21 protein-coding genes are annotated in these 22,027 nt (G+C 39.7%); 5 read left to right on the plus strand and 16 right to left on the minus strand.

Annotated elements, in window-relative coordinates:
• The first annotated feature begins 5 nt into the window (after nt 1-5).
• The 4 genes from DW036_RS09585 (at nt 6) to glmM (ending at nt 4,615) form a co-directional block, all read left to right on the plus strand.
• Nucleotides 6-1,316 carry an HlyD family secretion protein gene (locus DW036_RS09585; protein WP_118463593.1) on the plus strand — a complete coding sequence of 437 codons (1,311 nt, stop codon included), beginning with the start codon at nt 6-8 and terminating at the stop codon, nt 1,314-1,316.
• Between the two features lie 124 nt (nt 1,317-1,440).
• Entirely contained in the window at nt 1,441-2,478 is a 1,038-nt protein-coding gene (locus tag DW036_RS09590) for a bifunctional oligoribonuclease/PAP phosphatase NrnA (RefSeq protein WP_022394171.1), read from the plus strand.
• Nucleotides 2,479-2,581: 103 nt separating this feature from the next.
• Complete coding sequence (locus DW036_RS09595) at nt 2,582-3,187, plus strand: DUF4827 domain-containing protein (protein ID WP_118463596.1); 606 nt, start codon at nt 2,582-2,584, stop codon at nt 3,185-3,187.
• Between the two features lie 39 nt (nt 3,188-3,226).
• Nucleotides 3,227-4,615: a phosphoglucosamine mutase gene (gene glmM, locus DW036_RS09600; RefSeq protein WP_118463599.1), complete on the plus strand. Its 1,389-nt coding sequence runs from the start codon at nt 3,227-3,229 to the stop codon at nt 4,613-4,615.
• Nucleotides 4,616-5,027: 412 nt separating this feature from the next.
• Here glmM and DW036_RS09605 read toward each other — a convergent pair whose 3' ends face one another.
• From DW036_RS09605 to DW036_RS09615, 3 genes are read right to left on the minus strand one after another with little or no spacing between them, the layout of a single operon-like run.
• A complete protein-coding gene (locus tag DW036_RS09605) occupies nt 5,028-5,534 on the minus strand; it encodes an NUDIX domain-containing protein (RefSeq protein ID WP_118463602.1) in 507 nt (168 codons plus the stop codon).
• Nucleotides 5,531-6,112 carry an ORF6N domain-containing protein gene (locus DW036_RS09610; protein WP_022394165.1) on the minus strand — a complete coding sequence of 194 codons (582 nt, stop codon included), beginning with the start codon at nt 6,110-6,112 and terminating at the stop codon, nt 5,531-5,533. Before DW036_RS09610 ends, DW036_RS09605 begins: the two co-directional genes overlap by 4 nt.
• A 37-nt stretch (nt 6,113-6,149) precedes the next feature.
• Nucleotides 6,150-7,379, minus strand: a complete 1,230-nt coding sequence (locus tag DW036_RS09615) for an S-adenosylmethionine:tRNA ribosyltransferase-isomerase (protein WP_118464276.1) — start codon at nt 7,377-7,379, stop codon at nt 6,150-6,152.
• Nucleotides 7,380-7,527: 148 nt separating this feature from the next.
• Here DW036_RS09615 and DW036_RS09620 point away from each other — a divergent pair, with 148 nt between their 5' ends.
• Nucleotides 7,528-8,628, plus strand: a complete 1,101-nt coding sequence (locus tag DW036_RS09620) for a DUF2027 domain-containing protein (RefSeq protein ID WP_118464278.1) — start codon at nt 7,528-7,530, stop codon at nt 8,626-8,628.
• 79 nt (nt 8,629-8,707) lie between these two features.
• On the opposite strand, the gene DW036_RS09625 is transcribed toward DW036_RS09620, so the two are convergent.
• The 13 genes from DW036_RS09625 to DW036_RS09680 all read right to left on the minus strand — a co-directional run bounded on the left by DW036_RS09625 (nt 8,708) and on the right by DW036_RS09680 (nt 22,027).
• Entirely contained in the window at nt 8,708-10,015 is a 1,308-nt protein-coding gene (locus DW036_RS09625; RefSeq protein WP_118463605.1) for a DUF5723 family protein, read from the minus strand.
• Between the two features lie 174 nt (nt 10,016-10,189).
• Nucleotides 10,190-12,064: a bifunctional (p)ppGpp synthetase/guanosine-3',5'-bis(diphosphate) 3'-pyrophosphohydrolase gene (locus tag DW036_RS09630; RefSeq protein WP_118463608.1), complete on the minus strand. Its 1,875-nt coding sequence runs from the start codon at nt 12,062-12,064 to the stop codon at nt 10,190-10,192.
• A 23-nt stretch (nt 12,065-12,087) separates the two neighbouring features.
• On the minus strand, nt 12,088-13,275 hold the full coding sequence (locus DW036_RS09635; protein ID WP_118463610.1) for a WG repeat-containing protein: 1,188 nt from the start codon (nt 13,273-13,275) through the stop codon (nt 12,088-12,090).
• Nucleotides 13,276-13,277: 2 nt separating this feature from the next.
• A complete protein-coding gene (locus tag DW036_RS09640) occupies nt 13,278-13,565 on the minus strand; it encodes a hypothetical protein (protein WP_147401458.1) in 288 nt (95 codons plus the stop codon).
• A 47-nt stretch (nt 13,566-13,612) separates the two neighbouring features.
• Nucleotides 13,613-14,689: an ADP-ribosylglycohydrolase family protein gene (locus DW036_RS09645; protein ID WP_118463616.1), complete on the minus strand. Its 1,077-nt coding sequence runs from the start codon at nt 14,687-14,689 to the stop codon at nt 13,613-13,615.
• Nucleotides 14,690-14,730: 41 nt separating this feature from the next.
• Nucleotides 14,731-14,895, minus strand: a complete 165-nt coding sequence (locus tag DW036_RS25515; protein ID WP_158585955.1) for a hypothetical protein — start codon at nt 14,893-14,895, stop codon at nt 14,731-14,733.
• A 15-nt stretch (nt 14,896-14,910) separates the two neighbouring features.
• On the minus strand, nt 14,911-15,267 hold the full coding sequence (locus DW036_RS09650) for a YkvA family protein (RefSeq protein WP_118463619.1): 357 nt from the start codon (nt 15,265-15,267) through the stop codon (nt 14,911-14,913).
• 175 nt (nt 15,268-15,442) lie between these two features.
• Nucleotides 15,443-16,096, minus strand: a complete 654-nt coding sequence (locus DW036_RS09655) for a hypothetical protein (RefSeq protein WP_118463621.1) — start codon at nt 16,094-16,096, stop codon at nt 15,443-15,445.
• A gap of 4 nt (nt 16,097-16,100) precedes the next feature.
• Nucleotides 16,101-17,717, minus strand: coding sequence for a dynamin family protein (locus DW036_RS09660; protein WP_118463624.1), 1,617 nt, complete (start codon nt 17,715-17,717; stop codon nt 16,101-16,103).
• Nucleotides 17,718-17,855: 138 nt separating this feature from the next.
• The gene (locus tag DW036_RS09665) at nt 17,856-18,770 is read right to left on the minus strand and encodes a hypothetical protein (protein ID WP_147401460.1); all 915 of its coding nucleotides are present in this window, start codon (nt 18,768-18,770) and stop codon (nt 17,856-17,858) included.
• Nucleotides 18,767-19,783: a hypothetical protein gene (locus tag DW036_RS09670; protein WP_147401461.1), complete on the minus strand. Its 1,017-nt coding sequence runs from the start codon at nt 19,781-19,783 to the stop codon at nt 18,767-18,769. Before DW036_RS09670 ends, DW036_RS09665 begins: the two co-directional genes overlap by 4 nt.
• A gap of 13 nt (nt 19,784-19,796) precedes the next feature.
• The gene (locus DW036_RS09675) at nt 19,797-20,741 is read right to left on the minus strand and encodes a hypothetical protein (protein WP_118463634.1); all 945 of its coding nucleotides are present in this window, start codon (nt 20,739-20,741) and stop codon (nt 19,797-19,799) included.
• Between the two features lie 5 nt (nt 20,742-20,746).
• On the minus strand, nt 20,747-22,027 hold the full coding sequence (locus tag DW036_RS09680) for an Hsp70 family protein (protein WP_118463637.1): 1,281 nt from the start codon (nt 22,025-22,027) through the stop codon (nt 20,747-20,749).

Below are 22,027 nucleotides of genomic sequence, written 5' to 3' on the forward strand. Positions count from 1 at the left end.
AGATAGTGGAAGAGGAGAAGAAATATAAAGAGATAGAGCTGCGCAGCGAGGAAGTGCAGGAAGTGATGAATCACATTTCACCCTGGGTGGTGAGATGGGGGATAACTGTGATGTTCATTATTCTGTTAGCTTTACTGGCAGGGTGCTGGATTTTTAAATATCCGGATGTTTTGCAGGCGGAAGTAACACTGACCACTGAGGAACCTCCAGCTTTTATATTGGCGCGTTCTATGGGTAAAATAGATACTTTATATGTACACAATGGCGATACGGTGAAGGCAGGCGAACATTTGGGAGTCATTCAGAATGCTTCTGTTACGGAAGATGTACTATGGCTGACAGACCGTATGAAAGACTGGGGAATAGCAGGTTATGAACCGGCGAAAGGGGCTGAATATTTTATAGGTAAGCGTTTGCAGTTAGGAGAATTGCAATCTGCATATGCCTCATTTATGATTGCTCTTTCAGATTACGTTCGCTTTATCGAGCAAGATTATTATGCAAAGAAGATGGATGCAGGAAAGAAACAATTGGCTGGGCAACGCTCTTATCTTAACTTGGTGGAGCGTGAACATACACTGACCGAAAAAGAAATGGAACTGGCGCAGAGTATGTACGACCGGGATTCCATTTTGTATGCGAGAAATGCAATGATTGTGGCAGAATTTGAAGAGTCGGGCAGCCGCTATTTGCAGAGTTTACGTACCAGAGAAACTTCCGGCATGAGTTTGCTGCAGGCTGAAATGCAGCTAAAACAACAGGAGGAGAACTTGCTGGACTTGGGTAAACAGGCTTATGATGAGGAACAGAACCGCAGGCTTGAATTGAAAAATGCAATTGAGCAGCTTCAGGCACAACTGAGTTCGTGGGCGCAGAACTATCTGTTTAGTAGTCCTATTTGCGGTAAGATAACTTTTATGACAGTTTGGAGCCGCAATCAGAATGTACAGTCGGGTGAGACTGTTTTTGTGGTTCAGCCTTCCGAAGAGTCGAAAGTGGTTGGTAAAGCCAAACTCCCTTTACAAGGTTCGGGAAAGGTGCAGGTAGGACAGAAAGTGCATATCCGTATGGATAATTACCCCGATCAAGAGTTTGGCTATGTGAGAGGAAAGGTGGAAAGTATCTCTCCGGCTCCGACGGAAGATGGACTTTATGTAGTGGAAATAGTATTGCTGGAAGGTTTGCATACGAATTATGGTAAAACCCTTCCGACTTTACGTGAATTGAAAGGCACGGCAGACATTATATTGGCAGACAGAAATGTATTGGAACGTTTATTAGCCCCGTTAAGGAAGATAGTAGAATACGAAGACTAAATAAAACCTTTGCTACTTTCCGCCAACTCCCGAACTTTTTCGTACTTTTGCCCATTCAATTAGTATGAACGATGGAAGTAACTTTAATCGTTCAATCGTAAATCGTCTAATCGTAAATAATCAAATGTTAACAAAAGTAATAGAACAAGCCAAAATAGATCGTTTTGCCAGATGGATGGGGCATGCGGAGAGAATTGTTATTGTAGCTCATGTAGCGCCGGATGGCGATGCCATAGGCTCTTCATTGGGATTGTGGCACTTCCTGAATTCACAAGATAAAACGGTAAATGTCATTGTGCCGAATGCTTTCCCCGACTTTCTGCGATGGATGCCGGGTAGCAAAGATGTATTACTCTATGACCGCTACAAAGAATTTGCCGATAAACTGATTGCTGAGGCTGAAATAATCTGTTGTCTGGATTTCAATGCTTTGAGTCGTATTGATGCAATGGCGGATGCAATAAAGGCAGCAAAAGGGAAGAAGATTCTGGTAGACCATCATCTGTATCCCGAAGATTTTTGTGATATCACAATCTCACATCCCAATATTTCTTCTACTTCGGAGCTTGTATTCCGCTTGATATGCCGCATGGGGTATTTTAATGAAATAACCAAAGAAGGAGCAGAGTGCATCTATACCGGTATGATGACCGATACAGGTGGATTTACTTATAACTCCAATAACCGGGAGATTTATTTTATCATCAGTGAATTACTTTCCAAGGGTATCGATAAGGATGATATTTACCGGAAAGTTTATAATACTTACTCTGAAAGTCGCTTGCGACTGATGGGTTATGTGCTTTCAAATATGCAGGTTTATCCCGATTATCATTCTGCCTTGATCTCATTGACAAAAAATGAGCAGGGACGTTTCAATTATATTCGGGGAGACAGCGAGGGGTTTGTAAATATTCCTTTGAGTATAAAAGACGTGGTTTTCTCTTGCTTCCTACGTGAAGACACGGAGAAGCCGATGATTAAGGTTTCATTGCGTTCTGTGGGTACATTTCCTTGCAATCAGTTAGCAGCTGAATTCTTCAATGGAGGAGGACATCTGAATGCTTCCGGTGGTGAATTTTATGGTACGCTGGAGGAAGCAAAGAAAGTCCTGGAACGTGCTTTAGAGAAATTCAAGCCTTTATTGAATGCGAAAGGATAAAAAAAGAGGGGCACAAAGGTTAAAAGATACGAACTTTCCTCGTAGAGCTTTCAACTTTCAACGAAATCGAATACTTTTGTACGGAATTACTAAATAACAGATAATGAAGAAACTTACATTATTCTTTTTGTCTTTGCTGGTATGTGGGCTGGCTTTTCAGGCTTGCGATAACACCAAGACTTATGCAGAAATGCTGGAAGAGGAAAAAGATGCCATCAAAGCATTTATAAAGGACAATAATATTAAGGTTATATCCCAAACAGAGTTTTATAGAAACGACTCGACTACGGATACGCTTAAGAATGAATATGTGCAACTTGCCAGTGGCGTATATATGCAAATACGGGATAAAGGCTCTAAAAATCCTGCCGATACAGTGAAGGCGAACGACCAAATATTGGTGCGTTTCATGGAATATGGCCTTATTCAAGGAGATACGACAATGTCTAACTTAGGATTTGCGGAAGTAGTAGATGAATTTAATTACCGGGTAACGAGTTCTTCCATTGCCGGTCAGTTTACGCAAGGATTGATGCTTACTTATTACCAAACGACTGCCGTTCCTGCTGGTTGGTTAGTACCACTGGCCTATGTACGTGACATGGCACACGTCAGACTGATCGTTCCTTCAAAGATGGGACACAGCACAGCTATGCAGTCCGTATACCCTTATTACTATGATATCCGTAAATACCAAATCTATAGGTAATTATAGTATATAACCAACAATCTTTAAATCATTAACCTAATGACTCTAATCAAATCTATCTCTGGAATCCGCGGAACTATTGGCGGAGGAGCCGGTGTGGGCTTGAATCCGCTTGACATCGTGAAATTCACATCAGCGTATGCCACACTTATTCGCAAAACGTGCACGGTAAAAAGCAACAAAATTGTAGTAGGACGCGACGCCCGTATTTCGGGTGAAATGGTAAAGAATGTAGTAGTAGGTACCCTGATGGGTATGGGATGGGATGTAGTGGACATCGATCTGGCTTCTACACCGACCACTGAATTGGCCGTAACTATGGAAGGCGCCAGTGGTGGTATTATCCTGACTGCTTCGCACAATCCGAAACAATGGAATGCCCTGAAATTGCTGAATGAACGCGGCGAATTTCTGAATGCTGCCGAAGGTAACGAAGTACTTCGCATTGCCGAGGCTGAAGAATTTGACTTTGCTGATGTAGATCATCTGGGATCATATCGCAAGGATCTGACTTACAATCAAAAACATATAGACAGTGTGTTGGCGCTTAGTCTGGTAGATGTAGAAGCTATCAGAAAGGCGAACTTCCGCGTGGCTATTGACTGTGTGAACTCTGTGGGTGGTATTATTCTGCCTGAGTTACTGGAGCAACTGGGTGTACAGCATGTAGAGAAGCTCTATTGCGAACCGACCGGTGATTTCCAACATAATCCCGAACCACTTGAAAAGAATCTGGGTGACATAATGAACCTGATGAAAGGTGGCAAGGCTGATGTGGCTTTCGTAGTTGACCCTGACGTAGACCGCTTGGCAATGATTTGCGAAGATGGAAAAATGTATGGCGAAGAATACACGCTGGTGAGTGTGGCCGATTATGTGTTGAAGCATACTCCGGGTAATACAGTTTCTAACCTGAGTTCTACACGTGCTTTGCGTGATGTAACCCGCAAGTATGACAAGGAATATTTTGCTTCTGCCGTAGGCGAAGTAAACGTTACTACCAAGATGAAAGAAGTGGGTGCCGTAATTGGTGGCGAAGGTAATGGCGGAGTCATTTATCCGGAAAGTCACTACGGACGTGATGCGCTGGTTGGTATTGCCTTGTTCCTGAGCCATCTGGCACATGAAGGCAAGAAGGTGAGCGAGCTTCGTGCAACTTATCCTGCTTATTTCATGGCAAAGAATCGCGTAGATCTGACTCCTGAAACAGATGTGGATGCTATTCTGGCTAAGGTGAAAGAAATTTATAAGGATGAAGAAATCAATGACATCGATGGTGTGAAAATAGACTTTGCCGATAAGTGGGTACACTTGCGTAAAAGTAACACCGAGCCGATTATCCGCGTGTATAGTGAAGCGTCTACAGCAGAAGCGGCAGAAGAAATCGGTCAGAAGATAATGAAGGTGATTGAAGATCTGGCTAAGTAAAAGTTGTCAAGAGCAGATTTATAAATATTTAGTAAATGGGAGGCCTCGGCTTCCCATTTCTGTTTTCGGAACAGACGGTCTGTTTACTTCAAACGCATGGTTTGTTTGCCCTGAACAGAGGGTCTGTTTGCCTCAGGTGGATCATCTGTTTCGCTGGGGTGAGTAACTGAAATGCCACATGTCTCCGAGGCAAATGCCAGCCATTTTACTTGTTGAAGTGTGGCGTCGAGGTTGCTGACCTGTGGCATTAGGGGAGTTGACCTGTGGCATTGGGGACGGAATGATGGGCAGGCAAATAAAAAAACGGAGAAACAATGCTTCTCCGTTTATGCTAATTTAAAATTGAAGTAGATTTAAAAACACAATACAAATATACAACATGCAGAAAGCGATGTCAAGTGTTTCGGTACTTTTATTTTAGCGAAAGTACTTTTTCAATCTCTCCTTCAAAGTTGGGGGTGAATATGCCTTTCCCCAGATTTTCTTTAATTTCTTCTATGGCCCAGAATCGTCCGCCGTCCAGTTCGTCACTGGGAGTGATCTCACCGTCGTATACGGTTTTGTGTACAAAGACGAGTTCCTTCTCACGTGCGGATTCAAAAACATAATGAGTGACGGTTTCAGGAGTAAAGTCAGTAATACCCAGTTCTTCGCGTACTTCGCGCTTCAGAGCCATTTCTACACTTTCACCCAGGTCTACATGTCCTCCTACGGAAGTATCCCACTTTCCCGGCTGGATATCTTTCCATTCGGGACGTTTCTGCATATACAGTTCGCCTTTGGAATTAAAAACGTGCAGGTGAATGACCGGATGCAAGAGTTTGCTGCCACTGTGGCATTCGCCACGTGTAGCGGCACCTGTGATATTTCCCTGTTCGTCGACGATAGGAAACATTTCTTGGCTATTATCGCTGTTCATTGTTGTGAATCATTTTTAAATCCTTTCACGGCAATGCGTCCGGGATTGGATTGGTTAAGTTGTAGTTTGAGAGATATTTCTGCTATGGCGTTGAAGAGACTTTCGTGATCTCTTTCATTACTTTCTAAATCTTCGGCTATTTCGGCAAGTTGTTGTTTTATTTGTTCCAATTCATCTTTTACGGAAAGATTATTTTCTTTGTATGCAAAAATAAGTTGATGCATTCGCGTAAATGCTCGCATTATGTTGATGTTGATTTGAATGGCAAGCGGGCTGCGCAGGACAGATGAAAGCATAGATACACCATTTTCTGTAAAGGCAAATACACTTGTAGCACCAATATTATATTCGGGGGGTATCACATTTTGTGATACCCCTATGTGTATCAGATTATTAGCTTCTTCTTTAGTCAGCGTAAACATAAAGTCTTCAGGAAATCGCTCAATATTTCGTCTTACAGCTTGCTTTAATGTTCTTGTTTCTATTCCATAAAGTTCCGCCAAGTCAAAATCCAGCATGACTTTAGTTCCACGTACTTCGTAAATCTTATTTTCAATTAATGTTAGTTCGTCGTTCATAATAGATATTTTTGGGCCTTATATGTACCAGCTATGATTACGGTATTAATAGTGAAGAATCTCCATAACTCAGAAAACGGAAGTCATGATCTAATGCGAAGTCATATATCTTTCGCCAGTTACCTTTTACAAAAGCCGAGACAAGCAATAGCAATGTACTTTGCGGTTGATGGAAATTAGTGACCATGGCACATACAATCTTGTAGTCGTATCCTGGTGCGATAATGATCTGCGTGCTGGTGTGCAGGGCTTCCACATCGTGATGGTTCAGATAGTCGAGTACGGCTTGCAGAGCTTTTACAGATGTGATATCCGCAGCTTCTTCAGCTGTTTCATAAGGTTGCCATTGGCGGACGTGAAGTTTTTCTTCTGTGGCATCCGGATTTTTCAGCAGAGTAACGCCTATATGGTAGAGGCTTTCCAGTGTTCTTACTGAAGTAGTACCTACTGCAATTGCTTTTCCATCGTGTGCTATCAGCTTTTCAATGGTTCCGCGTGACACGGAAATATATTCCGTATGCATTTCGTGCCCTTCAATCTCTTCACTTTTAACGGGTTTGAAAGTACCTGCACCTACGTGCAATGTCAGTTCTTCGAGATCAATACCTTTTTCTTTCAGAGCATCCAGCACACGGGGGGTAAAGTGTAGTCCGGCAGTAGGAGCAGCTACGGAGCCTTTTATTTTAGAATAAACAGTCTGATAGGTTTCCTTGTCACTTTCCTGAGTATCCCGGTTCAAGTATGGCGGAATGGGGAGTTCTCCGAAAACTTCAAGAATATCAGCAAAAGTAATCTCCGGATTATCCCAACGGAAATCAACCCAATGGCTGGTGCCATGACATTCACCACGAGTGGCAGTCAGAGTTATCGGTTGCCCTTTTACGGTCATCTCCCGTTTTAGCGTGCCTTCTTTCCATTTCTTCAGATTACCGATCATGCAGAGCCAGGCAGCGTGTTCGGTTTGCTGGAAATTGAGGACATAATCGTTTGGTTCAATGGGTTCCAGACAGAATACTTCAATCAAAGCGCCGGTATCCTTGCGGAAGTGCAGTCGTGCCTGTATCACTTTCGTATTATTGAATATCACCAGACTTCCTGTCGGCAGATGGGATGGAAGTGAAGTGAAGCGATCTTCGGAAACTTCGCCGTGACGGTAGACCAGGAGTTTGGACTGATCGCGCACCGGCAGAGGAAATTTGGCTATGCGCTCATCCGGTAATGGATAATTGAATTCGCTGATACGGATATGTTTTGGATCTTCTTTCATGATAAACTTCTTTACGGGCTGCAAAGGTACGGATATTTATCGTCTTTTTTCTATCTTTTTTTATTGAGTTACCGTATCTTTGTAGAACGATTGTTTGTTTAAGCAACTCCAATCATAAATTGTAAATAGCTAAATTGTAAATGATATGATGAAAATTGGTGATAAAGTACGTTTCCTCAATGAAATCGGCGGAGGAATCGTGAAAGGATTCAGGGGGAAAGATATTGTATTGGTGGAAGATGCCGATGGCTTTGATATTCCGATGCCCATGCGTGAGTGCGTAGTAATTGATACGGATGATTATAATATGACCCGGCCGGTGCCGAAGGCAGCTCCGAAGAAAGCGGAGGAAAAGCCGGTACGTTCTTCTATTTCTCACCCGGTTCAGGAAGATAGTGAAGTGCAGCGCTTGTTCAAGCCGCAGGTATCTGTTTACCGTCAGCCGGAAATGCGTGGGGGAGATATTCTAAATGTTTTTCTGGCTTTTGTACCGGAAGATATTAAGGCTGTCAGTACTACTCCTTTCGAATCTTATCTGGTGAATGATAGCAATTACTATCTGTATTACACTTACCTCTGTGCAGAAGGAAAAGCATGGAATGTTCGTTCCAATGGAATAGTAGAGCCGAATACGAAGTTGCTGCTGGAAGAATTTGAGAAGGTGGAACTGAATGACCGTGAACATGTTGCAGTACAGTTCATTGCTTTTAAAGAGGATCGTTCTTTTGCTTTGAAGCCGGCAGTCAGTGTGGAACTTCGCATAGATACGGTGAAGTTCTATAAATTGCACACATTCCAGGAATCAGAATTCTTTGAGACACCTGCCCTGATTTATGATATAGTGAAAGATGATGTTCCCACCAAACAGGTGTATGTATCAGCTGAAGATTTACAATCTGCTTTGCTGCAAAAGAAAACTGAAGATAAACCAAAGTCTCAGCCAATTGTGAAGCGCGGTGGACAAAATGGTATCATCGAGATTGATTTACATATCGGAGAATTGCTGGACGATACTAAAGGAATGAGTAACAGTGAAATATTGAATTACCAGTTGGACAAATTCCGAGAAGTTCTGGAGCAATATAAGAATAAACGTGAACAGCGCATTGTTTTTATTCACGGTAAGGGTGATGGCGTGTTGCGCAAAGCATTGCTGGAAGAACTGAAACGTAAATATCCGAATTTCCGGCATCAGGATGCTTCTTTCCAGGAATATGGTTTCGGAGCGACGATGGTGACGATAAAATAGTTACGGGTTACGAGCTACAAGTAGCTGCGCTTTCATTCCGAAAGGCACTCGTAACTTGTAGCTCGTAGCTTCGTAGCTCTTATATCTTCTTTTTTCCCAAAGGAATAGAAAGTCCGATGAAGGCATTTACATGTTTGGAGTTATTTCCGAAGAACATATAGTCAGTACCCAGCATCAAGGGACCTACCTTGAAAGCAAAGCCGAATGTTTCACCACCTTGAAGCATGGAGTAACTTAATGTAGCGTTGATTAAAGTGTTCGGGCGATAATTGGCGGATAAAGTCAATTCGGAATATGTCTTTAACTGACCGAAGCGGGTAGTTGATAATAATCCTACTCCCAGTTTATTATTCAGGAATCCGTATTCTCCTCCTAAAACCATAGTCGGGGATAAGGAAGTGGTGCGGGATTTATTTTCTTTCTTCTGCAAACCGTACAATTCAAAGTCCAGTACATCAGTAGATTCGCTGTAATTATCTTTATCAATAGCGATATCTTTGTTTGATTCGGCTATCTGGGTGTTTGATTTACCCCAAGAGATAAAACCTAAGTCGAGGATGGCAGCAGAGAACGTAAGGTTCTTCATAACCTGATAGCTTGCTCCCAGATCTAAGCCTGCTCCGTATCCACTGATACCGAAATTATTGTAGTCCAGATCCGTGATGTATCCATTTTCTTCTTCCAAGTCCAGACCTTTAGCAGAGGCTTCCAGATAGGCATCTGATTTTAGCTGGAATTCGGAGTCTAGGCCTGCTTCTTTGCCTGATATATAAAGTTGATTGATTTTTAAATTCAGGTTTCCGGCACCTAACAATAGTTTGGCTTTACCACCTATGGTCAGACGGTCGTTTATGGCACGTGAATAACCTGCTCCAACCTCTATATAAGAGTTCAGACGCAGTTTCTCATTCTGAATATTAAAGGTTCTGCTGCTTCCCCAAGTAAAATCTTCCGCATCTATGGCACGCAGATATTCGAACATGGTTTTAGGAATAGTTGCATCCACATCTACACGTGCTCCTACATTGAATGACCAGAATCCTTTGCCTTTATAGAATCCGAAAGAGATGACATCCGTATTGAGATTGATGTTCAGCTCATTCATTCCTTTCAGACGGTTGTAGAACTTATCATTATTGTAAAACTCTCCGTCGGAGTCAAAGACGTCAATAACATCCTGGATACCCAAAGAGTTGGAGGATACCTCGGCTGCTAATGAACCGATTACAGGTAAATTGACATAGCCACGCTTGGGTTGCATTGCCGGATTCAACTGCATGCGGGTACTGCTACCCTCCATAAAGTAAGATGAACGCATATACTGCGCTTGCATGGCTGTGGGGAGAAGAAAAGAGATGCAAATCCCCAGAAGTAAAAGCTTTCTCATTGTGCTTCGTAAATTGTGGGTTACTGTTAATGATTACTTATATCTGTTGTTGCAAAGTTAAAAGAACTATTCGTTATATCAAAATTATATAATAAATAAAAATAGGATAAGAGGCTGCTTTTATGGCTATATGGCTTCATAATTGGATTGAGTGGGAAGAATAAGATGATATATTCATTTTAGTTCTTCTCTTTGTACTTCATCCACTCCCTTTATGCGGTTGATGTGACTGATAATGATTTGTAACTCATTGAATGAGTGGACTGAAAAATTAATGAAGCAGTCCACTATTTCGTCTGTTGTGGTGGTGTGCAAACTTTCAATAGAAAGCTTTAGTTTATTGGTGATGCAGTCGATCAGGTCACTTAACAGATGATAGCGGTCTATTGCCCTGATATGGATTCGTACCGGATATAGAATATCATTGTCTTCTTTGAATTCGATGGATACAATGGAATCACCCTTCTGTGAAGCCAAGCGGATAGCTGTGGGGCAATCACGTTTATGAATGGTTACTGATTTGTCATTTTCTGTAAATCCGATGACTTCATCTCCCGGAAGTGGCTGACAGTAGGGGCAGCGTTGATATGGTATCTTTTTCATCCGATACAGATAAGTGCGTAAATAACGTTTAGCCTTATAAGTTAAGACGTGATTGATCCAATCCGGTTGTGGGTGTATTTGTTCGTTTGCCCCAACTTCTACACAATCCCCACGATGAAGTACGGTCTTGATAGAGCATAATTTCCCATTGATACGGGCATATTGGGCATGTTCTCCTAACCGGCTGTGTATTTCAAAGGCGAAGTCCAAAGCCGTGGCATGTTGTGGTAGAATAACTGCTTGCCCCTTGGGAGTAAAGACCATAATGTCATCATTATAAAAAGATGAAACGACGTTTTCGATGAACCAGCCATCTTGACTGTGATAAGCAATATCTTGTAAAACGAACTTGAACTTTTCGATCCACTTCTTTATATTGCTTTCTGAGCGACTGGCTACACAGCCAAACTGTGAATTATAAATCATCCGTTCGCTGCTGATATGTATTTCTTCCCAGACACCGTGTTCGGACAGTAATTTTACATGAAAACTTTGATAGCCGTTCTCTTTCGGAGAATCCACATAGTTGGCAATACTACCCGGTTTTTCTTTGAATATATCTGTCAATAGTGAGTAGATTTTCAGGCATATGTTCTTTTCCGATGCTTCTAAGTCATCGGGAAAAATGATCTGGATGAAATGCCTGTGATCCAGGTGCTTGAAGTCCTTATGGGATCGATTTATCTTACGCCAAAGACTATAGGGCATTCTGTATTGTACCTCTATCTTTGCTTGAATATTATGCTTCTGAAGAATACTTCCTATCTTATCAGTGAAAGATTTTAGATCGGTATGATTATCGCTTTTGTCTTGTTGAAGCAGTTCTATGAACTGTGCATATTCATGCGGACAACGGAAACGGAAACTGAGATTTTCCAGTTCTGTTTTTATCTCGTACAAGCCTAGGCGATTAGCTAAAGGGGCATAGAAATAATCTGTTTCACCTGCTATCTTCATTTGTTTATCAGGCTTCATGCTGTCGAGTGTACGCATATTATGCAAGCGGTCCGCTAGCTTTATCAGGATGGCACGTATGTCATAATGGACAGAATCGAGCATCTGTTTGAAATTATCCAGTTGTTTGGACATTTCGTAGTGTTCTTTCTTCTGTTTGGTCACCACACGTACTAAGAAAGCGACATCTTCACCGAATTGTTTCTCAATGTCTTCTACGGTATGTGGTGTGTCTTCTACCACATCGTGTAAGAAAGCAGCAATCACAGGATTTGCTCCCAGCATAAGTTCTTCTGCAACGATACGGGCTACTGCTATCGGATGAATGATATAGGGTTCTCCTGTTTTGCGCGTCTGCCCTTTGTGAGCTTCATGAGCCAGCTGATAAGCTGCTTTAATTTGCTCCATTTCTTTTGGGGTAACCCGTTGCTCCATTGTGTGGAAAAGATTTTCTACACGTTCTTTTATCAGTTTTTCGTAATCTTGTTCCATAGTCTTTATGAATAATAATATTGTTATTTTACCCGTTCTCCTTTGCCATTCAGTAGTACGCCGTAATCATTCTGAGATTCACAGAGATATAGATCTGCTCCTACAGCGGTGATGGTACTATATGAAGGAGGTGTAATGATTTGACCATCCGGCGACATCAGGCCATACCATCCCTGTTCTGCCTGATAACACATACATCTGGCGATTGCTTGCATATTGGTTGGTTCGTTATCTTCCGTTTCACTTATTATTTTGCCATTATCATCGTAATTCTTTGTGGTACCATAGCGCAATTCATTTGTAGGATAGGTGATTTTCTCTACATGGCTGATGTAGAAATCGTCTATGAGATTGCCTTGCAGATCATATTGACGCATCGTGTGATCCTGCATCGTGCTAAAGATAATACCGTCATAGATCCAGTAACTTGCTTTGGCGTAAGGGATGATAGTATTTAACTTAGTGTCCATTACTGTTTCTTCTATACCGTTATTTACTATCAATAACGTGCCATATTGTTGGATAGAGAAATATTGCGGTTCTAAAATCCACTTGCCGGTTAGGTCTATCAGTCCTACTTTGTCTCTACGCTCATTATGTACCACACAAAATCCATTATGGAACACATATCCTTCCATACCTGGAATATAGGGTTGATGGTTGTCAATAATCACTTTACCGGTCGGATCGATAAATTTTATCCAACCATTATCATCAACTGAAGCCAATCCATCAGAGAATATCCACGCGTGATCATATCGGGGTTTTATGGCTACTTTCCCAGTGAACATATTGAAGTATCCACGCTGTTTCCCATCGCTATAGCATATTAGTGAATCATCACCCAGAGGTTTAGCTATCCACTGAATATTTTTCAGTGTCTTGTTGTCATTGCGGTCGATGACATATCCCTTTTCGTAATAACTATCACGGCAGAAAGTTGCATTGCGTGAAAGATATTGCGTATAGACTTCTTTCGGGGTATCAGCAAATGTAATATCATAGCGGTTACATAGTGTTTCAAAGAAGCTACAAGTCGCAGCAACAGTGCATAAAATTACGAATAGGGTGAAGCAGCTGCCGACAATACGGCGCAGGAGTTTTCCATACTTCGAGTTATCTTTCATTCCTAAAACTACTGTAATCCAATTGGCAATACCGGTCAGAATGCCGGTTAGTCCATGCCAAAATAAAATGATTGCTCGTCTCATTTTTAATCCTCCATTTTATAATAATAGGAAATATTGTTCTCATCACAGAATTCTTTCAATCGGGTAATATCATTATCCGCATCGGGCAATCTGTCAAGTGCCCATTTCAAACCACTCTCATCCTTAATTCCAAAAGAGGTAAATAAAGTCTTTGCATCAATATCCTTAATGATATATGTTTGCTTTGAATCGTTACCAAAACATGAACCGTTACTGGCATCATAACAGAAAAAATATTTTCCATCAATGATACTGTAATCTGCCATGAAGGATTTTTTCTTGTGTCTCATACTTCTCTTACTGAATTGTTGGCTTTCATTATAGATGTTCATTGCTTTTATTTAGGTGTTGTTTTACCGTGATACAGGTCGTCAGCGATATGCAATATTACATCATGCAGTTCCAAGTCATCTTTATAGAATTGGGGTATCGCATCGTAACCAGTAGCTGCACCTAACAGATTGCCAGCTACAGCCCCTGTGGAATCGCTGTCACCTGCATGATTTACAGCTGCGATCATGGTTCTTTCAAAGTTCTCGAAATGGGTCAAAGCACAGTAGATGGCTATAGCAACAGTTTCTTCAGCGACCCAACCTCCCCCTAATTCGTCTTCGATGGTACGTACATCATCAGTTGAAATATCTGATAAAAGAATGGCTTTCTTTACTAAATACACCAATTTTTCAACTTCTTCGGCATAGTTGGTAAACATCCGTTGTATGGATTTCAGCCCTTCCTTTATGTACTCCTTGAATGTTTCCTTTTCCGGATTTTCATCGGTTGCCAGGCGATAAATGAGATGGGAAATAAGAGCTGCAGGAATAAAACCTAATGGATGCTGATGAGTAAGTTCTGCTGTATCTGCTGCAAGACGGTCAAGTGCATCTATATTAGATATTCTTCCTTGGGCTAGGCCATATAAAGGGATGGGAGCTATGCGCATAACTCCGCCACATCCTTTGCTGTTATTGTGAGGGCCTTTTCCCGCAATAATATCAGAAAGAGCAGTGAGGCAGGTATTGCCGGGTGCCCTGCGTTGGTTTAATTCTGGAATATCCCCAATCCAGCATTCATTGAAGCGCTTACTCCTCCTACCTAATTGAGTGTAATACCATTCTATATAAGCTTCACAAATGCTGGGTATAGGAGCACTCCCTTTTTCTTTTGCATTTAATATGCCACAGGCTGTAAACAAGGTCATCTGTGTATCATCAGAAATCCAAGCTTTCCTAGTAGAATTATCGTCATTCCTCCACCATTGTCTAACGTCAAGACGGGTAATTCCTGCATCTCCATATCTTCTTTGAATACCTGCATATGAATCTATAAATTCTACAGGATACCCTAAAGCGTCACCTATGGCTCCACCTATTAATGAACCACGTATTCTGTCTTTTTGTGTTTTCTCATCCATAATATTGTTCTTTTTAATTTGTTATGCTGTTATTAATTTGTTTACTGGAGATTTGCAATAACATATCTTCCTATGATGGAGTAGTTGATAACATCTTCCTCATCCTCACATTGATAATCTGCGCCAATGCTTTCTAAGAATTCTTGAAAGTGGATTCTTAAAGGTTTCAATGCCGTTGTTTCCATAATAATTTCTCTTTCTTCCATGATTATGATAAAGTTCTACGATATTAGTTCATATTTACATTCAGGAAACCATCGTTCCAGGATGTTATCTACTTCTGATTCTATTTCGGGGGTGATGTGTCTGCACACTTTTTGATATGCTGCAGTTAGACATATAATTTCGTCTATCCAGCCGATAATAGGCAGGCGTTTTGCCGAAATTAGATCAATGGGCAGTATGAGATAAGAGATCGCTGATGCAATAAGTAGCTTATCTGATTTTGGAGTATCAGAACTTTTCATTACATAATACAATAAGAGTAAAGGGCGAGTACTTACTCTTCCTGCTTTTTTGGCATAGTCGCCAAGTTTTTCCCATAGTAGGGAATAGTTGATGAGGCTTTGCTTTTTCATGATAATAATGTTTCTTTTCTATATAGAGTACACATTATCATAATAACTATCACTAGGTAGCCTCCATACAAGTAATTTTGGTAACTTTTTATAAATTTAGCTCTTGCATGACCAGGATGAGATGTAATCAGCAGAATAATTGTTGGGCATATCAGATAATTCTGCTGTATATAATTTAGATATTTACTTGAGCTTTGAGAACAACTTTCCCTGCATATATCAAGCCAATCCTCTCTATATTAGCTATCGGTGTACCATTGGGTACAATTTTGAAAGGAACAGGTATATGCCTTGTACTGTCAAAAATAGAATCTTTTTCCATGGATTCAACTCCATTGTTTGATAATATCTCTATTATTCGAGATTGGCAAAACTTGATTGTCTGGCGCGAATTCTCGTCCTCTGCTTTAGTGAGAACAATATCTAGTTCTTTAATTAGCTCAGTAAAAGATTGTATTAATGATTCTTCCTTAATTTTAGGGATAACAGGAACTGTTTCTTGTAGTTGGGTGGATTCTGTTATTGAAGTATCTTTGTGTTTTAGTTGATGGATTAAAGGAAGGGGGGTATCCTGTTCTTCTACATCCGGTTGTGATTCAACTAAAATTGATGCTTGTGTACTATCTTCTATATTGGACGTGTCGAAATAATCACTTTGTGTGTCCAATATAGGTTCGGATTCATCAAGGGTGACAATATTATCCATCGGAGGAATATATTGCGATCTTTCTTCAAACTCAATATCTTCTCTTAGAGTAGTATCCTGAGTACGTTCTTGTTCGGTATCACCGAATAAAAAACTTTTGATTATTGATATTAATTTCATCATATTTTTAATTGTTAGCAAGTTTATTATATTGGGTTTTGGCTACATCTGCCACAATTTGTCGAACGCTATTAGGGGCCGAGCAATTGTATACGGCAGACCAGTATTTCTGTCTTTGGGCAGGATTAAGATCTATTTCTTTGCCACTGAAAAGAATATTTAATTCTGAAATTTCAGAATTAAAGAATTGGTCTTTTGCTGAGATGACCTTTTGAAAGGCCAGATAACAATCATTGATAACAGCCAGTTCTTCATTTAAAGTGTCGATTTCATCCTTAAATGAAATAATTGTATTCTTTACTTCATAAATTTCTTCAATGGATGGTATATGTTTGTTTATTAATTTGTAAACAATCTCTTTTACACTATTGTCCAAATGGTTGCATTGAGCCAGACAATACCCTTTTATTTTAGCATCATGTTCTGCTTCCATGAAAAATTCATCATATTGAATTTCGGTCATTATGCGTTTTAATTCTAAAAGAATTTTATGGCATCGAAGTAAACGGTTCCTGCAAAAGAAATGATTGTTGATAATTTCTCGTAAAGCTGCCATTCCTGAAAAAGAGTTTAATTTAGATATAGCATTGTTCAAATCATCAGTATAGTATAACTCTTTTGCAACTAATGCGAATGTGCTCCAAGGTAAATCCTTTATTGCAAAGTCTTTTAGAATTTGTTTCCTTTCACTAACACTTAATAAGCAGTCGGGTAGCTTCTCGTGGAGGAAAGCTGTTTCTGATCCTATCGATAGCTTAAATCCTTTTTCCGAACTGAAGCCTGTATGTAGTATGTTTTTTAGTTTTTCTGCACTTTCAAGTGTGGGTAAGTACTTACTAATGGCAGCAGATGTCGGCATTATGGTAAATAATTCTTTCTCAAAATCTTTAGTAAATTTAGGCACGTTTTTTATTTGGTCTAATTCTTTATCGATTTTTGAAAGTACTCCAATTCCATTCAAGGCTGTTATCCCTTGTCCACCATCATACAAAGAAGCTAGAAATTCTTTGTCTGTTTCTGTTGGAACTGTATTGAATATATATATTATTGCATCGGCATTATTAGACAGATTAATGGTGTCCTGCTGGTGGCGTTTGCGAAGTTTAAAATAAGAGTCAGTCTGTATTTGGTGAGAGTCTCCATCATCACCTACATCGGCGCCAATGCCCGGAGTATCTACTAATGTGACTTCTTCAAGGATCGGATTATCGTCTATATAAAAGATAAGCTTATCAATTTTTGATGTTATTTTCAATGTTTCCTCGCTTGTTCCCTGTAAGGTGTCGAGAAAATCCTTTGACTTCCACTCCTTGCTTCCATCAATGTATTGACAAAGAACAGGTTTGTCTTTTGATAAAGGTTTGCCTTTTTTAAAGATGTTGATTGTTGCAGTCGTTTCGGTAGAACCTGTCATAGCTAAGTCTACACCTAGCAACGAATTGACTAAAAAGCTTTTTCCGGCTTTGACTTTTCCGGCAACAGCTAAAACACAAGGGGATGAGATTTCTTCTTGGAGAGACTTTAAACCGAAAAGGTATTTTTCTCTCCAAAAAGATTTATCAATATATGAAGATATTCTCTTCAGAAGTTGCTGGGTATTTGTTATGATTTCACCTTCTTTCATTTTCGTCGGTACTTTTAATTAGATGATGTAGTAATCTGATTGCTTCTTCTAAACCAACTTTATTTATTAAAGTATGAACCAATTTTATAACTTCTTTTACTTCTTGCCTTTTTCGTAATTTAAGTTCAGAGATGGGGCTTACTTCTGAACTTGACTCTTTTGGATACTGTCGCCTGAATTTGAATTCTGCAAGATCGGCGTCGTGGCTGTTTTTCCATTCATCAGTATTATGAAGACTATAATGGCTACTACTATCCCGATTGCTATTATCAACTTCAGGCGCAATTCTTTTTTTGGCTTATACGGATTTTCTTTATTGTCTTTAGGTTGATCATCCTCCGGATTTTTGGGGAGAATAACTCCTCCTTCTTTCTTATAAATGTGTTCTTCGTGAATATTAATTCCGATAACTATTGCATTCATATAATGATATTTGCTATCATAAGCATGTAATTTATCTTCTAAACCTGTAATTACGGATACATCATTCATTGTTGCCATGGCTTCTGCCATTAATTCGTTTTCTTTTACCGAATTATTTAAGATTGCAGATTTGTTACTATCGGTGTTCAATGAGAGATTGAAGCTGGTAGCCTTAATTGTATTAAATTGCTCAAATTCGATATCTACCCATGCGCCTTTCTTCTTAAATTCGTCTTTAGGAGCATACCATAAAGATATAATGTGTTTGGCATAGATTTCTTTAAAAAAATCTAAGTCAAAAGGAATGCACTCAATTGACGTATTATCTAAAAGAATACCAAAGAACCCTCGTACAGGTGTTCCTGTGTAGTCCGTATTACATTCTGCACTTAGGGCTGAATTCATGAGACCGACACCAAAAAGTGTCAAATTGCCTTGGCGTGAAAATAGCCACCTTGGAGTTTTAAGGTCGGATGGGTATATATCAATATTGATAGAACCTCGTGCCTGCATCAGAAAAAACTTGCGCCTTTCTGGCGAACAGAAATCATCACTCGGAGAGAATACTAGTTTATAGTCATTCTCTGAGTTTCGGGTGTAAATAAAGTATTGTGCTTTCATCCTTTTCATAGTTTAGTACCATTGATGTAGACATCAGCTCCGTTTAGGAGGAATGGCTTAATCTTGGACAAAGTATTATTTAATTCTATTAGTGCTTCCTTTTCTTTTCCTATAATATTGTTAGAAGAATTGATACGATTACGAATCTTGTTTTCATTGTTATTAAAGAATTTTTCGAATGCACTTTTTGACATTTCATTATTTAATTCATTTTGTGCATTTTTGTAGTCATCTTGCGCTGATGATAATTTTCCTATAGCTTCTTCTATTTTATTAGAAATAACACAGAATAATGAGTAAATGATAGGTATATGGATGTTACCCGCTGTAGGTCCAATAATTAGGTCACCTTCCAATTCACCATTTTCGTTACTCAGGTTTTTACCTAAAGTGACAGTTGTTATGGCAGCAGTGATATTTGTACCGTGGCCAAACATCGATTGTAACTTATTTTTAGTAAACTCTTTGGCTTTGAGTAATTCTTGCGGTGAGAGCATATCTGATTTTGATATAACAATCATGACAGGTGTTCTGGCATCATTCGTCCTATCGAGAAAGTTTTCATACAAAGTACTTAAAAAGTTTAGCTTAATGTTACTTTCTACATCTTTTTCCATAGCTTTAATGACGGTGTCCGCCCCAACAAAAAACAATAACACGGCTGAATCCTCAAAGGAACTGAATAATTCATCTTGCTCATCTATTTCATCTTCATCACATGTGTCCAAAAGACCACCGCGGTAATCTTTTAAATTAAATGACATGAGTTTCTCTAAGCGTAGTCTCGCGTTGAAATTATAATCAACGCTCTCGGTGTTACCTGCCGGCCACCGTCCATCAGTCATTTGCTGATAAGATTTATACAATTTGGCCATTTGCATTGGAATCGGTGATTTGACCGTAAGAATCTCTCCGTCCGGGAAACATAATCCTTGAGAAAGTGCTTGTGCCATGGCAAAGATATAACAAGACTTTCCGGAACGGCTTAATCCGTAAAATGATATTTTCCTATTTTTTTCCATATTAGTATTGATATTAAAAGAATGTAACAATATTATCAGTTGCCCACTGGTCTAACTTTTCCTTCAACTCTTCTGAAATGATTTGTAATTTTTCTAATTGCTTTTGCTCTTTTTCATAATCCCAATTGGCTGCTTCTGCCTTATCCAACGTTGTTTCCCACCCGCAATCAATAATACTTGCAGCTCCACTGAGCAATTGTTCTGTTCCAGCTGCCAACCAACCAATTAAAGTTTCCGGACGATGTTGTTTTGCGCGGCTTGCTGCATTTTCCATAGCTTTCAACCTTTTTTGAACATAGATAGGTGTACCGCCATAAATGCAATAAGCCAATGCCAAAAATGGAGTGAAATAAAATTCTGAATTGATGATGCACTGCACTAGCATGGCACCTACTTTCTTGCTATTGGAAATTTGATTGAAGAGCGTTTGGAATCGATTCAATCCATAAAATTTGCTTCCATCGGGGAGTAGATCACATTTTGTAATGACGAAGCAAATAGGAAACCAGGATTGGTGATTAATATCCAGTGAACTTTCAATACAGGATAGCAAGATGTCATATTCCATAGTCCAACGGCCAGATTTATCCGAGAGCTTTTCTCCGTCAAGAAATACAACTAAAGCGTCGGCCGTCTGAATCGCCTCCAGAAACTTACCCATATCTTCATCATCAGGATCATCACTAAGAAGAATTCCACCGCGATAGTCCATCCAATTAAAGGGTATAATATCTTCGCCTAAACAGGTCAATTCAAAATTATACATTTGTTGCACATCTGTTCCAGCCGGATATTTTCCATGGGAAAGCTGATTTGCCATCTTTTGCAGGTGTTGTTTTTGCGTAGCATTTTTAGCTCGAATGCCATAACCGGATGTATCATCACCTAAGTTTTTGTACATACCGGCCATGAATGAAGTTTTACCAGACCGGCTATGGCCAACCATTAAGATGTTCATATACTTTAATTTTGAAAAGTTACAGTTATATTTTTACCTTCCCAGCCACAATCTAAGCAGTGATAGCCAGAACGTTCAACGAGTTTATAACATTTTTCTGATCTGCATTTTTTACAAATCATACTTTTGTTCATATTAAGAGGTTCTGCAAAAGGAGGATTCTCCGGTCCTTTTTTATCTTTTTCAGGAGTGTAAATATTACCTAAAGCGACTGCGATATCTTTCTCTCCACAAGTATCTATTTCACTCTCTGGTAACAATTCTGTAAGCATCTCTCTCACTAAGGTAAGTTGGGAACTACCACCTATCAGGAGAACTTTACCCACCTTTATCTTTTTGGAGTTCACATCTGCCAAAACTTGTTTTGCTACACTGATAGCATCTGAAACTTTGGAATAAATGATATTATTGAAGGTATCTCTGCTTAAACGATATTTGTAGGTTGTAATTCTACCGTCTATCACTAATGCAATATTGGTTTCGTAAACGTCATTGGGACCACTGAAATACTCTTTTAGACGTCTACAAGAATTTAACATAGCGTAATCAATCATGTTTTTATCTGAAATGTCAAAAGAATATTTAGCCTGAATCTTTTTTCTTAAATCTTCATATAGCAAGTAATCAATGTCCTGTCCTCCACAATTACTATTTCCTTTTGGTTCTGTCGCCAACTTTAATTCTCCATACTTCTTTTGAACACAAGCTACATCGATAGTTCCTCCACCGAAGTCAAAAACTAGGATTCCTTCTTCATCGGAAATCCTGTGGTCTATACTGTACCCGATTACCGCGGCTTCTGGTTCGTAAAGAGTATTTTCTACTGCGATATGTAAGTTTGTAAACGCATTATGTATGAGTTGTATTTTAGATTTTTCAAACTCAACAGGATGAGAGAAAACGACTGAATCAATGTATGTATGACTTCCACAATGAGCTGCTGTCTGTTCTATGACGTATTTGAAAAAGATAGTCAAGAGCTGTTCGTGGCTGTATTTGTTACCATATAATAATTCTGTAGCCTTTGTACTCAGTTTCTTCTTGATGCAAGGTACGAAGTTGGACATTATCTCGATTCTCTGTTCAAAGGGTAATTGAAATACCTCATCAAGATAACTAGATGCTTGAAAACCAATGACGAATCCTGTTTCGGTTGCCAGAAGCACAGAAGGTAGTTTAACGGAGCCGTCACCATTAAATTTAACGGTTTCCGGCTTCTCGTTAAGTGGATTAATCCATGCTACTGTTGTGTAAGAAGATCCAAAGTCTATGCCGATCTTTGCCAT

Origin of the sequence: Bacteroides sp. AF39-11AC, from assembly GCF_003474285.1 — a bacterium.
Lineage (GTDB): Bacteria > Bacteroidota > Bacteroidia > Bacteroidales > Bacteroidaceae > Bacteroides.

Bases quoted from the DNA above. Each gene is read 5' to 3' on its own strand.
- DW036_RS09675 (WP_118463634.1), bottom strand. From the start codon at position 20,741: ATGAACATCTTAATGGTTGGCCATAGCCGGTCTGGTAAAACTTCATTC.
- DW036_RS09665 (WP_147401460.1), bottom strand. From the start codon at position 18,770: ATGAAAAGGATGAAAGCACAATACTTTATTTACACCCGAAACTCAGAG.
- DW036_RS09670 (WP_147401461.1), bottom strand. From the start codon at position 19,783: ATGGAAAAAAATAGGAAAATATCATTTTACGGATTAAGCCGTTCCGGA.
- DW036_RS09645 (WP_118463616.1), bottom strand. From the start codon at position 14,689: ATGGATGAGAAAACACAAAAAGACAGAATACGTGGTTCATTAATAGGT.
- DW036_RS09630 (WP_118463608.1), bottom strand. From the start codon at position 12,064: ATGGAACAAGATTACGAAAAACTGATAAAAGAACGTGTAGAAAATCTT.
- DW036_RS09605 (WP_118463602.1), bottom strand. From the start codon at position 5,534: ATGAACAGCGATAATAGCCAAGAAATGTTTCCTATCGTCGACGAACAG.
- DW036_RS09595 (WP_118463596.1), top strand. From the start codon at position 2,582: ATGAAGAAACTTACATTATTCTTTTTGTCTTTGCTGGTATGTGGGCTG.
- DW036_RS09615 (WP_118464276.1), bottom strand. From the start codon at position 7,379: ATGAAAGAAGATCCAAAACATATCCGTATCAGCGAATTCAATTATCCA.
- DW036_RS09590 (WP_022394171.1), top strand. From the start codon at position 1,441: ATGTTAACAAAAGTAATAGAACAAGCCAAAATAGATCGTTTTGCCAGA.
- DW036_RS09655 (WP_118463621.1), bottom strand. From the start codon at position 16,096: ATGATGAAATTAATATCAATAATCAAAAGTTTTTTATTCGGTGATACC.
- DW036_RS09660 (WP_118463624.1), bottom strand. From the start codon at position 17,717: ATGAAAGAAGGTGAAATCATAACAAATACCCAGCAACTTCTGAAGAGA.
- DW036_RS09680 (WP_118463637.1), bottom strand. From the start codon at position 22,027: ATGGCAAAGATCGGCATAGACTTTGGATCTTCTTACACAACAGTAGCA.
- DW036_RS09620 (WP_118464278.1), top strand. From the start codon at position 7,528: ATGAAAATTGGTGATAAAGTACGTTTCCTCAATGAAATCGGCGGAGGA.
- DW036_RS09635 (WP_118463610.1), bottom strand. From the start codon at position 13,275: ATGAGACGAGCAATCATTTTATTTTGGCATGGACTAACCGGCATTCTG.
- glmM (WP_118463599.1), top strand. From the start codon at position 3,227: ATGACTCTAATCAAATCTATCTCTGGAATCCGCGGAACTATTGGCGGA.
- DW036_RS09640 (WP_147401458.1), bottom strand. From the start codon at position 13,565: ATGAGACACAAGAAAAAATCCTTCATGGCAGATTACAGTATCATTGAT.
- DW036_RS25515 (WP_158585955.1), bottom strand. From the start codon at position 14,895: ATGGAAGAAAGAGAAATTATTATGGAAACAACGGCATTGAAACCTTTA.
- DW036_RS09610 (WP_022394165.1), bottom strand. From the start codon at position 6,112: ATGAACGACGAACTAACATTAATTGAAAATAAGATTTACGAAGTACGT.
- DW036_RS09625 (WP_118463605.1), bottom strand. From the start codon at position 10,015: ATGAGAAAGCTTTTACTTCTGGGGATTTGCATCTCTTTTCTTCTCCCC.
- DW036_RS09650 (WP_118463619.1), bottom strand. From the start codon at position 15,267: ATGAAAAAGCAAAGCCTCATCAACTATTCCCTACTATGGGAAAAACTT.